Here is a 14575-nt window from a genome sequence, read left to right on the forward strand (position 1 = left end):
ATTGAAGATACTAGTTTTTTTTGATTAATTGAATTATCACTCTGTACTTATCACACAATTACCAAAATTCTATAAAAATTGAAATAATCAAAAAAAAATTAATCAGAACCTCACAAAGGAATAATTCATTGTATGAACGTTATCGAATCTCGAAGGGTTGACTCTTTTACGTGAGATGCATTACAGATAGGACTTATGTCACCCCTCCGGGGTTCGTTTTCGCCTTTCTACGTTGAATTATAACAATTACATCCCTCCGGGATTTATTCACTCTATAAAAGCCACTCATCTTGCTATAGACATAAAACATTCACATAAAACCCCGTAGGGGTAAAATCTTACTAACGACAACTCCTGTCAAACAAATCCCATAGGGGTGACATCTTCATAACAAAACAACCACACAGCAATAAACCCCGTAGGGGTGACATCTTCGTACAAGCAACAACCACACAGCAATAAACCCCGTAGGGGTGACATCTTCGTACAAGCAACGGAAAGCCTAATCACCAAACCTAAACCTTATCTTTGCAAAAAATATGATCAGCCTTGAGCTCAGATAACCAAACCTCCCCGCAAATCACAGTTTCAGAAATAGAGCAAAGCCTGCGCCTCCTTGGATTGTTAAACCAACACCCCGAGATGCTTGCTGCCTTGGAAGAAGACCAAAGAATTGCATTGCTTAAAGCCGCCGGCCAACTCTCCAGACCCGATAGGGTCGAATTGAAAAGCCGCAACAAAACCATCAAAAAAGAACAAGCTAAAAAAGCCCGCACCAAAGACAAACACGCCCGTGCCGCGACGGGAATTCGCAAGGCCCGGACAGAAAGCGTTTTCGTCGCACCTAAAGAACTACCCATTGGCAATACCGAAAATGAAGAAAGGAAAATCCTGACTTCGCCCCGCAATTGCTACATCTGCAAAGCAGAATTCACGGAGGTGCATCACTTCTACGATGCCATGTGCACCCCTTGCGGAGATTTCAATTATGCCAAACGGTTCCAGATCTGTGACCTGAGCGGTCAGGTGGCCCTTATCACCGGTTCCCGGTTAAAGATAGGATATCAGGCCACTTTAAAAATGCTTCGTTCAGGAGCCCGCGTAATAGCCACTACGCGCTTTCCTATTGACTCTGCAATTAGATTCAGCAAAGAAGAAGATTTCGCTTCCTGGGGAAACAGGTTGGACATTTACGGTTTGGATTTGAGACATTTGCCCAGTGTAGAGTTATTCGCAAGGTATGTGGAGAGCCATTACGATCGATTGGATATTTTGATCAACAATGCTGCGCAGACAGTCAGACGCCCACCCGGATTTTACGCACATCTGATGGACACCGAGCACAGGTCATTTGATAGTTTGCCGGAAGGAGCACGGCAATTGTTGAAGAAAATGAAAACGCTTGAAAGTGAACTCCAACAAGGCATACCCGCTTTAGGTGAGATAAGCAATCTGCCACTTTCCTGGCATGGCCCGGACAACAGTGTAGGGATCAGATCCTCTGCCGACCTGTCTCAAATCCCCTACCGCTTTGACCAGAGTTTGCAGAGCCATGAAGTATTTCCGGAAGGTAAGCTGGACGCAGACCTCCAGCAGGTAGATTTAAGGACGACCAATAGCTGGAGGTATAAACTTGGAGAGATTGAAACTGCCGAGATGATTGAAGTCCAACTGGTAAACGCCATGGCCCCTTTCATTCTCAACAACCGTTTACTCCATTTGATGAAAAAGGAGTTGACAGGGCACAAGCATATCGTCAACGTTACTGCGATGGAAGGTAAATTTTATCGATTTACCAAAGCAGCCAGACATCCTCATACCAACATGGCAAAGGCAGCATTGAACATGATGACGCACACAGCTGCAGCGGAACTGGCAAAAGATGGAATTTACATGAATGCGGTGGATACAGGTTGGGTTACGGACGAAGACCCTGCAGAATTGGCCCGGCATAAATCGGAAACACACGATTTTCAGCCCCCGTTGGATATTGTGGACGGGGCAGCGCGAATCTGTGATCCATTTATTGATGGAATACTAACCGGAGAGCACTGGTGCGGAAAATTTTTAAAAGATTACAGGCCGATTGATTGGTAATTCCGTGGTTGATGTTTCCCAACGTAAAACTGACGTAGATCAAAAATGGTACTTTTTAAACATCTCGTTAAGAATTTGAAAATTACCTAATGAGCTAATTAGTTAATAAAAAGACAAACGTTGCCCACAAAAAGTGATCAAAAAAATACTTCATTTGCGTATACGTAAATTTCAAGCTAGGAGACTCGAAATAACCGGGTTGTTTGATAATTCACAGAGTCAAACTAACGGAATCGGGTTGTTTGATGCTTCACAGCGTCAAACATTACTGTGATTAAAAGTAGTAACATTTAAAAAGTACGTGAAGCCGCTTTCGCGGTTCCATCACTTATCGCGCTGTCGCACGATACTCTGCTGAAGCAGAGATCGTTCAGTCATCTCTCATTCTCTAATTCTCTAATTCTTCCGTTAGCCGCTTTCGCGGTTCCTTCTCTTATCGTGCTGTCGCACGATACTCTGCTTACAGCAGAGATCGTTCAGTCATCCTCCATTCTCTCATTCTCTAATTCTCTAATTCTTCCGTTAGCCGCTTTCGCGGTTCCTTCTCTTATCGTGCTGTCGCACGATACTCTGCTTACAGCAGAGATCGTTCAGTCATCTCTCATTCTCTCATTCTCCAATTCTCTAATTCTCTAATTCTTCCGTTAGCCGCTTTCGCGGTTCCTTCTCTTATCGTGCTGTCGCACGATACTCTGCTGAAGCAGAGATCGTTCAGTCATCCTAGCGTCAAACTGACGTAACTTAAATCTGGTACTTCCTTTACCACACTTATTCAAAACAAAATCAAATAACTATACCGGCAAGGCTGTGCTGTTTTTGATTTCACTCATGACGAAGTGGCTTTCTACCCTACCTATATGATCGATGGCAGCCAATTTTTCTTTTATAAAATGTTGGTACTTATCCATCGAACTGACTACAATTTTTAGAAGGTAGTCAAATGCTCCGGTCACGTGATGGCATTCCATAACTTCCGGCAAGTCCTTCACTTCCTTCTCAAATTTTTTCAAGTATTGCTTGTTGTGTTCCTTTATGGAGACTTCACAAAAAACCAGCAATTCAAACGCATTCTTCCGGCGATCCAACAGAGCCACATACTTACGGATATACCCATCCCTGTTTAATTTTTTAACCCTTTCAAAAACAGGTGTTACCGTCAGGTCGAGCCTTGCCGCGAGCTGTTTGTTGGTCAAGGTCGCATCTTCCTGGAGCAACCTTAAAATCTTTAAGTCAACAGCATCCAAAAAATCAGATTTTTTTTCCATAGATGGATAATCATTTTAAATTCTAAAGCATTTATTTCTACAATTATATATATTATTAGCAATATTTTCTAAATTATTAAAATAATTAAGAATTATGTCAGCGCCTGACAGAAATTTGTGGGAAAGAAAACGATATGAAAAAGCAACTTCATCCGGAAACACAAATGATGTCCTACGGTTACCATCCTGAGTGGTCCGAAGGGGCAGTAAAATGTCCTATCTTCCAAACTTCTACCTTTGCCTTCCGCTCTGCCGAAGATGGAAAAGCGTTTTTTGAAGTTGCCTATGGCTTGAGGGAAAAAGGATTGAAAGAAAAGACTGGGCTCATCTACAGCAGACTGAACAATCCCGACATGCAAATTTTGGAAGAGCGACTTTGTCTTTGGGATGAAGCAGAAGCCTGTGCGGTTTTTGAAAGCGGGATGTCGGCCATCACCACAGCGCTGTTTGAATTCCTCAAACCCGGTGATCTGCTTCTTTACAGCAATCCGTTGTACGGCGGCACCAGTCATTTCATACATCAGGTTCTGACTAAATTCGGGATTGAGGTGGTTGGATTCCCCGCACATGCCGATAAAGCTGAGATGATTCGTTTGCTCGAAAAAAATAACGGTAAAGACAGGCTCGCCATGATTTATTTGGAGACCCCTGCCAACCCAACCAATGAATTGGTAGACATCCATCTTTGCAGAGAGATAGCAGATCTCTTCGGACACCCTGAAAGACCGGCACTGGTAGCTGTGGACAATACTTACATGGGGCCATTGTGGCAACATCCGTTGAAGCATGGGGCTGATCTGGTTTTTTATTCGGCAACCAAATACATCGGTGGTCACAGCGATGTCATTGCAGGTGCCTGCCTCGGCAACTCCGAACTTATCAACAGGGTGAAAAACCTGCGTACCTTTCTTGGCAACATGATCGCACCCCATACCGGCTGGTTGCTGATGCGCAGTTTGGAAACACTCAAACTTCGCATGGACAAACAAGCCGAAAATGCCGCTGAATTAGCACTCCGTCTGAAGGATCATCCCAAAGTTAAAAAGGTGCTTTATCTGGGGCTGCTCGACAAACAAGATGAAAAGCAGTATGCGATTTTTCAGAAACAATGTCTGTCCCCGGGAGCAATGATTTCTTTAGTTTTGCATGGGGGTGAAAAAGAAGCTTTCATGTTTCTGAATCATCTGAAAATTGTAAAACTGGCGGTGAGTCTTGGCAGCACTGAATCACTCGCTCAACATCCGGCAACCATGACGCATGCCGGAATTTCACCTGAAGAAAAAATTGAATTTGGCATTACGCCTAACCTCATCCGTCTATCTGTTGGTGTCGAACATGTAGAGGATCTGTGGTGGGATTTAAATGCTGCGTTAAATACTATTGATACGAAAGAAGTAAATTCAATTGAGCATCATGGCCCAACGCACACAACGGCCCTGGTGGTGATGTAGTCTTTGCATGGGAAAAATTATTTCCTTTGGTAAAAAAAACATGAATCATAGAATGATTTCTGCCAGAATATAAAATGATTTCGAAAAATGTTGCTACTGCATTCTGCGATTCATCAAGAAATAATTTATACAATATTATTAAAAAAATGCAGATCTGAATTTAGATCCCAATAATATACCTAATTTTATATAAATCAGTCTAAGCTTTGGACTATTCCAAATTTATTCCTTCTTTCAGATGCGAAGACTATTGCATTTTTATCAACTTGCAGACTCCGGAATCATCCTTTATCTTTAAAAAATAAATTCCGTCTGACAGTTCGTCTAAAGATATTTCAACTCCGGCCTTGACTGCATCAAACTTTCTTACCAACGCTCCACTTACATTGTAGATACTAACAGATTTTCCTTCCACCATTTCTGAAAAGTAAATAACCTTTGTGGTTGGATTTGGATAAAAATACGGATGCGCATTTTGCTTAGGCTCTGCAAGTGTTTGTGTTTGTACCGGCACCTCCATGGCACCGATGCTTGGTGGGTTTCTATAGGATCTAGATCTGTAATCACTGAATACAATGGCCTGTTTCAATCCTGCTTTGAAGGCAGGAGAAGATGTCCCTATTCCATAATTTATGCCGCCGTCCTGAACAAACAATGGATTGCGTTGCACCAAACCCATGCTTTCCGCTACGGGTAATTGTGGCCCACGCCATCCGGCATTCGCATCATGATACCATAAGTTATTCGAAAACTTAAAACTTCCGGGTAAGGTGTTGGGACCAATGTTGACATCTGTGGACAGACTGTTGTTGACTACAACAATATTATTTGAAAAAACATTGTTTGCACAACTTTGAAAAAAACTGGTGTCTGCACTCTCTTGCAAAATTCTCATGATCCATCTTTCAGGATGATAAATAGTGTTGTTGACTACCTGAACATTACGGCATCCGACGTAAGCAATAGGCGTTACAGCTCCTTCAAAAATATTACCACTGACCAATATGTCTTTTGCTTCATAATTGGCGCCCGGAGGTCTAAAAAAAGCAAGCCCGGTACTACCGCCCAAATTCAGACTGCGTTGTCCTCCATTGATAAAATAATTTTTTTCGATGTGCAAATTGCTGCTCCCACCCTTTGCCTGTATGCTGTTGCTGCCTTGTTGTACAAATCGGCATTGACGTATGCTACCATAATGACAACCGACCATGTCGATGCCTGATCCACCTGTTGAACCATTTTCAAACTGACAATTGATAATTTCAAAAGAGTCCAGCCCGGAAAGTTTGAGCATGTCGTTGTTACCAGTGGCAGCCATGTCGCGAAAGACAATATTCTCCATCACCACTTTTTTTGCGGCACTCTCGAATGTTCCACCATCGTCCAGATTCATTCCATTTCCACTCTGTCCTCTTACGGTAAAGTTTGATAAATGCACATACTGCAAATCCGTAAAATGCATGGATTCAGATCCACCGTTGAACACTACACGTGCAGCATCTGTACCGCGCATGAAAATCCATTTGGACGGCGTACCTTTTAAATTTTCAATAAAAAAAGGCCCCGAATAATTTGCTGGATAAATCAAAATGGTATCTCCAGGAACAGCCACTCTCGCAGCCAGTCCAGGATTGGTGTAGGCCTTTCCCGGACCAACTTCAAGAACCCTTTGTCCGAAGGCTACCGGAATGAGCAAGCTGTTCATAAAAATAAACAGACCCAAAAAAATAAATGTCTTCATTTTTTATGCTTTAATCAATTGGAGAAAAAAAATATGTACAGTAAGAGATCTACAAGATACCCTGCACTATGATGTTATTCCAATTTTAAAACTGAATATTGAAAAAAGCTCTCTCTTACATTCTGAACATAGGCCGCTCCACATTCCAGATACCAAAAGGAATCATCAGAATAATGATCAGGATCGCGATGGTAAACCACATAAATCCGGTTTTGAATTTTTGTGCATCGGTGGATTGTTTTTTGGCTTTGGAAGCACCTATTTGCGCAACGATGATACCAATCACCATGCCCATCATGTGTTCCACACTCCAGAATCTCTGTGCGGAATCTTTCATAGATCCACCAAAATTAGCCATGATGTCTTTCATCATCGGCGAAACTCCAAAATACAAGGCAAGTCCTATGACCAGCTGACTGTGCAACAAGAGCATCATATAGGTATTGAGTTTTTTGTCCTTATCCGAATATACCAGTCCGGATTTCCAACCATTGTAATTGTTATAAATGACCACAACAGCCATGCCAAGGACCAACCATCTCAGCCAGGAATGTAAGTTTAAAAGGATTTCGTACATGATTTTTTATTTTTGTTTTGTTTGAACAGATTTACCATATTCGTTTATTCTTCGCGAATACTGTGCGAATCTAAGTGGAAAAAATGAAATTTTTAGATTAGTTTTTTTCAACACTCCCGGTTGTAAAAGCTAAAAACCAATGCATGATTGATCTTTCGGCAAAAGTATCCTATGATCTGGCTTGAAATAAATGAATTCAAAAATTTTCACAAAAATTTACAATCCAAATTAAGCAATTTCGTTCCATCCTTGTTCTCATCCAAAATGATGCATATGAAAATTCTGTACTTGATTTGTTTTGGCCTGTTAGGCCTGATCATCCGGGCCCAGGATCCTCATTTTAAAGTAGAGGTAAGTTCTGATACCATCCTGCTGGGCAATTATTTTGAACTCAAATACACCATTGAAAACACGCAAGGGGATTTTGCACCTCCTGAGTTCAATGGTCTTAAACTGGTAGCCGGGCCCAACCACGCTTCTTCCTATTCCATTATGAATGGGAAAGTCAAGCAAAGTACCAGCTACATCTATTTTTTAAAACCTGAAGCAGAAGGACAATACATCATTGAGGCAGCCCAACTCAAAACAGAGGAGGGCATTCTCAAAACTCCCATCGTAAAGATCCATGTGGTAGCCAACCCAAATGGAGTTCGTCAAAACCCGGGGCGATCCATGGAGTTTGAAGATCCGGATGTGCAAATCATGACTCCAAAAGATGCAAAGAAGAAAAAGAAAGTATATAAACTCTGATGCCCGCTAAGCAATTCCTTTTAATTTTTTCATGGTTGCTGTCAAATGCAGTGTTTGCACAGTTTCCATCTTTTGTTGCAGAAGTGGAAACCCGTCAGGCATTGGTCGGCAGTCCTTTTAACATCGAATTCAGCCTTAAGAATGCAGAGGGTTCAGGATTTACCGCACCAGATTTTGGTGGATTGCAAGTAATTGCGGGTCCAAGCAGATCCATGCAGACAACCGTCATCAATGGAAGGATGAGCTCCTCCATTGGATATGTATATTCATTGGTCGGAACCAAACCTGGAACTTATATCATCAGTCCGGCCAAAATTAGAACCGGAAGTAAAGTACTTAATACGCAGCCCATCACCATTCAAATCATCCAGGCCAGCAAATCCGCTCAAAACGGTAAAAACTATTACATCGAAGCAACCCTCAGCAACGAAAAAGCGTACATCGGTCAACAGGTAATCCTTACCTACAAACTTTATACCCGGGAAAGCATCCGCAACATAGAGGTGGTCTCTTCCCCTAAACTTGAAGACTTCTACAAAGAATACATTGCCAACGGTGATGGAAATCCCAAAAGAGAAATTATCCACGGCCAGGACTATACCACCAAAGTTCTTGGCAGGATAGCCTTATTTCCCATTAAAAAAGGTTTGATTAAAATTGATCCAACTGCCTATCGCCTCATACTTGGAGAGGATGATCCCTGGGGATTTTCAATTCCTTCCATGATGGGTGGAAGAGCTGAAGTCATACAGACCAATTCGCTTCAACTCAACATCCTCGATTTTCCACAGCCGGTACCTGACGGGTTCAGTGGTGCTGTAGGAACCTTTAGGGCAGAATTCAAAGACATCAATAAAGATTACAACCTCAGCGATGCCATCAACATCAGTTTGCTGATCGCAGGAGATGGAAACATGAACAATATTCAACCCAAACTTTTTCCACAAGACAGTCTTTTCACCATCTCAGATGCCCGTCAGGCAGAGCCTCAAAAATTATCAGAAGAACCCGTAATATTAAAAAGCAGACTGTACGATTATCTGCTTACACCAAAGAAACCCGGCAAAGCTTTAATCAAAACCGAGTTTTGCTACCTTGATCCGGAAAGCAATCAATATAAATTCATCCGTGACAGTTTTGAAGTGCAAATCACTTCCGGGAAGCCCCGTGCCTCTGTGCACATTGACGAACTTAAACCCATATCAGGCGTCGTTAAACTTAGTAAGTCTTCTCCATTTTTTCTCGATCAGCCGATTAATTTGCTCATCATGTCCTTTCCATTTTTTTTATTGGCTTATTTTCTGTTTTTCAAAAAAGGAAAGGAGTATTTTAACCAACTAAAATACACTGAACACAAAAAAACACCTACAATAGATGGACCATCATTTACATTAGATGATCTTGAAAAATATGCATTGGCTGCTTTGACTAAAAAATATCCTGAATTAAAAGATCACCAAACACTCTATGCCATAAAAAGTTATTTGAGTAAAGATCGATCTGATCCTCAAAAAGAAAATTTCTTTGTTTTGATTTCAAAAATGGAAATGCTTAAATTTTCAAACAACAATGATCCCGCAGAATTGAATTCTATCAGAAATCAAATAGACAGCTTGATTGGTAAAATTTCCTGATGAACAAATCAGACATTTCCTGGAAATTCTAATTCTTCCTTTGTTCGTCGCGGTTTGCAACCGCGATGCAATACGTTCCAAGCATTTTAAATGCGGCCTGCCAACTAAATTTTTATTTCAACTTTGATTTCAAAGTTAATCTATGCTCTTCGCGATTTGCAACCGTGAAGCAATATGCTCCAAGCATTTTTAATGCGACCTGCTAACTAAATTTTTATCCCAACTTTGATTTCAAAGTTAATCTATGTTCGTCGCGGTTTGCAACCGCGATGCAATATGCTCCAAGCATTTTAAATGCGGCCTGCCAACTAAATCCTTATTTCAACTTTGATTTCAAAGTTAATCTATGCTCTTCGCGGTTTGCAACTGCGATGCAATACGCTCCAAGCATTTTAAATGCGGCCTGCTAACTAAATTTTTATCCCAACTTTGATTTCAAAATTTATTGTTGTGGATTCCTGAGCTTACTGTGCCTTTGACTGTAGAAGAAATAAATCACAAAACCAATAGCCAGCCAGATAATTAACCGCAACCAAGTATCACCCGGCAGAAAAACCATCATAAACAGACAGGTCAAAATACCCATGATCGGAACGAAAGGAACCCAAGGAGTCCTGAAGGCTCTTGGCGCATCAGGTAAAGTCTTTCGCATCACCAGGACACCCAGGCAAACAAGTATAAATGCAAAAAGAGTACCTATACTGGTCATCTCGCCCACTACACGGGCAGGAATAAAGGCAGCAAATAAACTTACGAATATCATGAAAAGGAAACTACTCTTTGCAGGAGTCCTGAATATCGGGTGAACTTCTGAAAATATTTTTGGAATCAACCCATCCTGTGACATGCTGAAGAATACACGTGACTGTCCCATCAACATGACTAAAATTACGGATGCATACCCACCCAGAATTGCCACAATAATGGCTCTGTTTAACCAGGGATAATCCGGAGTCATCACACCATTCGCATTAGGAGAACCCATGTGATCAATGGCTACTGCCACCGGGGCGATGCCATCTCTTCCTGCAAAGGAGGTGTAATTTGTTACACCGGTCATCACATGCGCAAATAGGATGTACAACACCGTACAAATTAGCAAAGACCCGAGAATACCGATCGGCATATCTTTCTTGGGATTTATGGCTTCCTGAGCTGCAGTACTCACTGCATCAAATCCAATATAGGCAAAGAAAACAATAGCCGCAGCACGTATAATACCACTGAACCCAAATTCTCCAAAAGTGCCGGTATTGTCCGGGATGTAAGGGCTGTAATTGGAGTAATTGATATAACTCCAACCAAGAATAATGAAGATCAAAACGACCAATACTTTCAATGCCACGATAAAGCCATTAAATTTGGCAGATTCACTGGTCCCTTTGATCAACAGCAAACTGACCAGTACTACGATAACCACCGCAGGAAGGTTGATGTATCCTCCATCCCAGGGACCTGCCATATATTCCACCGGCAGATGCACTCCAAAACCTTCCAGAAATTTTCCAAAATATCGACTCCAACTAATACTTACTGTGGCTGCTCCGACTGCGTATTCAAGTACAAGGTCCCAGCCGATGATCCAGGCTATAAACTCACCCATGGTTGCATAAGAATAAGTATAAGCACTTCCTGCAACCGGAATCATGGATGAAAATTCAGCATAGCACAAACCTGCAAATGCACAACCTAAACCTGCAACGATAAATGAAATGGTAATGGCTGGTCCCGCATTGGCTGCTGCAGCGCCACCGGTAATTGAAAAAAGTCCTGCTCCAATGATGGCCCCAATACCCAGTAGTATCAAATTGGTAGGCCCAAGAGTTCGCTTCAAGGTCTGTCCTTCATGATCAGACTGAGCAATCAGGTCCTTCATGGGCTTTCTGATAAATAGCGTGGTTTTTGCCATAAAATTTGTTTTTATTTTGTTCTGTTTGAAAAACCAAAGGTATATAAATTTCGATAATGTGCTCTTTTGAAAGATTTTTATGGCCAGGAAGAATTATCCCCCAATTATTTGGAATCTATTACCTTAGGCCCTCAAACTTTTCGAAAAATGAATACCAGAAAGCTCACGCTCACCGACGGTGTCATGTTGGTCTCAGGATCCATGATTGGTTCGGGAATTTTTATCGTCAGCGCCGACATCTCCCGTAATCTTGGAGGTGGAGGTTGGATGATGCTCACCTGGCTCCTCGCCGGTCTGATGACCATTCTGGCCGCTCTGAGTTATGGGGAACTCTCTGCCATGATGCCTGCAGCCGGAGGGCAGTATGTGTATCTAAAGAAAGCTTATGGGCCCAGAACAGCCTTCCTTTATGGATGGACGCTCTTTACGGTCATCCAGACTGGCACTATAGCTGCTGTAGGGGTCGCTTTCGCCAAATTCAGCGGGGTTATCTTTCCCTTCTTCAGTGAAAAAAATATTTTACTGGACCTTGGGTTCCTGAAAATAAGCGCGGCACAGATTCTTGCCATCCTGTCCATTGTTTTCCTAAGTTGGCTCAACTCGCGTGGTATACGCAATGGTAGTTTGCTGCAACGCACGTTTACCTTTGCCAAACTGTCGGCCTTGTTTGGTCTGATTATAGCAGGATTGTTATATTTTGACAGCAATACCTGGGAGCTGAACTGGAATTCATTCTGGTCTGCTGCCTCCACCACCCAAGATAAAGCTACAGGACAATGGTCCATCGTAACTTTAAGTGGCTTGACCCTTCTCAGTGCATTTGGTGTTTCGATGGTGGGTTCCTTATTCTCCAGTGATGCCTGGAACAATGTCACATTTGTTTCCGGAGAAATGGAAAATCCAGCTAAAAATGTGGCAAAAAGTATGGTATTGGGAACTGTTGTCGTGACCGGCATCTACCTGTTGGCCAATGTGGTCTATCTCGGATTGTTACCTGCCATTGGGTCACCCGATGGCCCGGGTGTCATGGAACGGGGAATTCAATTTGCAACCAACGATCGTGTTGGGACCGCAGCAGCATTCCAAATTTTTGGCGATGCTTCCTTGTACATCATGGCTATCCTGATTATGGTTTCCACCTTTGGCTGCAACAACGGGCTTATACTTTCAGGTGCAAGAGTGTATCAGGTCATGGCTAAAGATGGTTTGTTCTTCAAACAAGCCGCGGAAATCAATGACGCACAAGTGCCCGGAAAAGCCCTCTGGTTCCAATGTCTGTGGACCAGCTTACTCTGTCTTTCCGGAACTTATGGTGACCTCCTTGACTATGTCGTATTTGCAGTATTGGTATTTTACATCCTGACGGTTGCAGGCGTTTTCATTTTACGAAAAAATAATCCCGATGAACCACGTCCTTACAAAACGCCCGGATATCCTTTTGTTCCTGCGCTGTATATCTTCCTTGCGACTGCAGTTTGTCTGCTGTTATTAATCTACAAACCCAATTACACCTGGCCTGGCTTAGGTATCGTCCTGGCGGGTTTTCCTATTTATTTCCTGATCAACAAGAAGAAATGAGAAAATGAGAAAATGAGAAAATTAGCTAATGAGTTAATTTGAAAATTGGTTAGAAAAATGTAAATTAAAAATTGGTCATTAGACGTTTACTAACATCAAGTGATCCCTGCGCTTTTGAACCAACGTTCCATTATAAAATCATAATAAATTCTTTGAGTAAAATAAATTGACATACCTAGATCTATGCACACGACCTGATGAAAAAGAAATATGATGTGATCATTATTGGTGGGGGGCCATCGGGTTCAGCAGCAGGAATTACAGCCTTGAAAAATGGATTGAGTTGTTGCATCATTGACAAAAGTAATTTCCCAAGAAAAAAATTGTGCGGTGGATTACTGACTCAAAAAACAATTGATTTACTGAAAGAGATCAGCAGTGATTTAAACATTGATTCGCTGTACAACATGAAATCAGACCATGTGGAAATGCGATTCAATAAAGAAGAAATAGTTTCTTTCCACACCAATATTCCATTGTATTTTACCTACAGAGAAGATTTTGACCAACACCTACATCAACATTTTATCAATAAAGGCGGAGATGTTTATCATCACAGTATTTCCACTCAAAACTTTCATATAGAAAATAACAGCATAACTTTCGGCGAGCAAACTTTGGAATACAATTACCTTATTGGAGCAGATGGTGCCAACAGCGTTACCAGAAAACTCATCGACCAAAATTATAAACCGGATGGCTTGTGTATGGAAGTGGAGATTGGATACGATCTTCTCAAAACACGCGAAAAAAATCTTACCACTGTATATTTTGGTGTGGTGCCAAATGGCTATGCCTGGATTTTTCCCAAGCAGAACGGATATACGGTGGGCGTCGGTTGTCCGGCAAATTCAAAGACAGACATCAAAAAAATCTTCCATCATTTTATGCAGGTTATAGGCGTTGACTTTGGAGTTGCTGCTGTCAAAGGAGCCTTCATTCCCTACGGAAGACACCCTTCTGCTCTTGCAACCGGCAACATCATGCTTGTTGGCGATTCGGCAGGGCTGGTGGATCCGGTAAATGGAGAGGGAATCTATTTTGCTCTTTTGTCTGGGAAGATGGCTATAGAATCTATTGTGGATGTTAAGCTATACAAAAATGTATCAGCAGCTTATCATGAAAAATCCAAATCTATGATTCGGATTATTCGTGAAGGGACATTTATGCATAAATTACTATTCAACAAATACATAGGCCCTCTGTTTTTTAAAATCGTGAAAGGACACCACCGCTCCGGAAAATATTTTGTCGACAAAATGGTTTCTCATTATACTTACAGCTACAGGCAAATGATTAAACTAATTTTTGATTACAAAAAAGAAAGGAAACTGGTGAATAAGAAAAGTGGAGTTGCTTAATTGAACACTTGAATATTACCCATTGTTCGTCGCAGTTTGCAACTGCGATGCCATACGACTCAAGCATTTACAATGCGGCCTGCTAACCAAATTATATATTAAAGGCTATATATTGATTTTTAGTTGGCGGCTTTTTCAAATAAATATATTAATATCCAGCTAGTAATATGAAGTGGAAGCAAGCTTTATTGGAGAGTACCTTGCCAGCAAAA

10 protein-coding genes are annotated in these 14575 nt (G+C 41.7%); 6 read left to right on the forward strand and 4 right to left on the reverse strand.

Features of this window, described 5'->3' with window-relative positions; genetic code table 11:
* Positions 1-642 precede the first annotated feature (642 nt).
* Positions 643-2097 (forward strand): SDR family oxidoreductase, encoded by a 1455-nt coding sequence (locus IPJ53_15380; protein ID MBK7800483.1) that lies wholly within the window; start codon positions 643-645, stop codon positions 2095-2097.
* Between the two features lie 791 nt (positions 2098-2888).
* Here the strand turns inward: IPJ53_15380 and IPJ53_15385 are convergent.
* Positions 2889-3362, reverse strand: a complete 474-nt coding sequence (locus IPJ53_15385; GenBank protein ID MBK7800484.1) for an Lrp/AsnC family transcriptional regulator — start codon at positions 3360-3362, stop codon at positions 2889-2891.
* Positions 3363-3496: 134 nt separating this feature from the next.
* Here IPJ53_15385 and IPJ53_15390 point away from each other — a divergent pair, with 134 nt between their 5' ends.
* The gene (locus IPJ53_15390; protein ID MBK7800485.1) at positions 3497-4813 is read left to right on the forward strand and encodes a cystathionine gamma-synthase family protein; all 1317 of its coding nucleotides are present in this window, start codon (positions 3497-3499) and stop codon (positions 4811-4813) included.
* Between the two features lie 247 nt (positions 4814-5060).
* Here IPJ53_15390 and IPJ53_15395 read toward each other — a convergent pair whose 3' ends face one another.
* Complete coding sequence (locus IPJ53_15395) at positions 5061-6554, reverse strand: T9SS type A sorting domain-containing protein (protein MBK7800486.1); 1494 nt, start codon at positions 6552-6554, stop codon at positions 5061-5063.
* 115 nt (positions 6555-6669) lie between these two features.
* A complete protein-coding gene (locus IPJ53_15400) occupies positions 6670-7131 on the reverse strand; it encodes a hypothetical protein (GenBank protein ID MBK7800487.1) in 462 nt (153 codons plus the stop codon).
* Between the two features lie 273 nt (positions 7132-7404).
* On the opposite strand from IPJ53_15400, the gene IPJ53_15405 reads away from it, so the two are divergent.
* Positions 7405-7881 carry a BatD family protein gene (locus tag IPJ53_15405; GenBank protein MBK7800488.1) on the forward strand — a complete coding sequence of 159 codons (477 nt, stop codon included), beginning with the start codon at positions 7405-7407 and terminating at the stop codon, positions 7879-7881.
* The gene (locus IPJ53_15410) at positions 7881-9515 is read left to right on the forward strand and encodes a protein BatD (protein ID MBK7800489.1); all 1635 of its coding nucleotides are present in this window, start codon (positions 7881-7883) and stop codon (positions 9513-9515) included. The genes IPJ53_15405 and IPJ53_15410 overlap by 1 nt, the downstream gene beginning before the upstream one ends.
* Before the next feature lie 442 nt (positions 9516-9957).
* Here the strand turns inward: IPJ53_15410 and IPJ53_15415 are convergent, their stop codons facing one another.
* On the reverse strand, positions 9958-11424 hold the full coding sequence (locus IPJ53_15415; GenBank protein ID MBK7800490.1) for an amino acid permease: 1467 nt from the start codon (positions 11422-11424) through the stop codon (positions 9958-9960).
* 147 nt (positions 11425-11571) lie between these two features.
* Here IPJ53_15415 and IPJ53_15420 point away from each other — a divergent pair, with 147 nt between their 5' ends.
* Complete coding sequence (locus IPJ53_15420) at positions 11572-13002, forward strand: amino acid permease (protein ID MBK7800491.1); 1431 nt, start codon at positions 11572-11574, stop codon at positions 13000-13002.
* Positions 13003-13199: 197 nt separating this feature from the next.
* Positions 13200-14363 (forward strand): geranylgeranyl reductase family protein, encoded by a 1164-nt coding sequence (locus IPJ53_15425; GenBank protein MBK7800492.1) that lies wholly within the window; start codon positions 13200-13202, stop codon positions 14361-14363.
* The last annotated feature ends 212 nt before the right edge of the window (positions 14364-14575 follow it).

The sequence above is a fragment of the Candidatus Vicinibacter affinis genome (genome assembly GCA_016714365.1).
Taxonomy (GTDB): Bacteria; Bacteroidota; Bacteroidia; order Chitinophagales; family Saprospiraceae; genus Vicinibacter; species Vicinibacter affinis.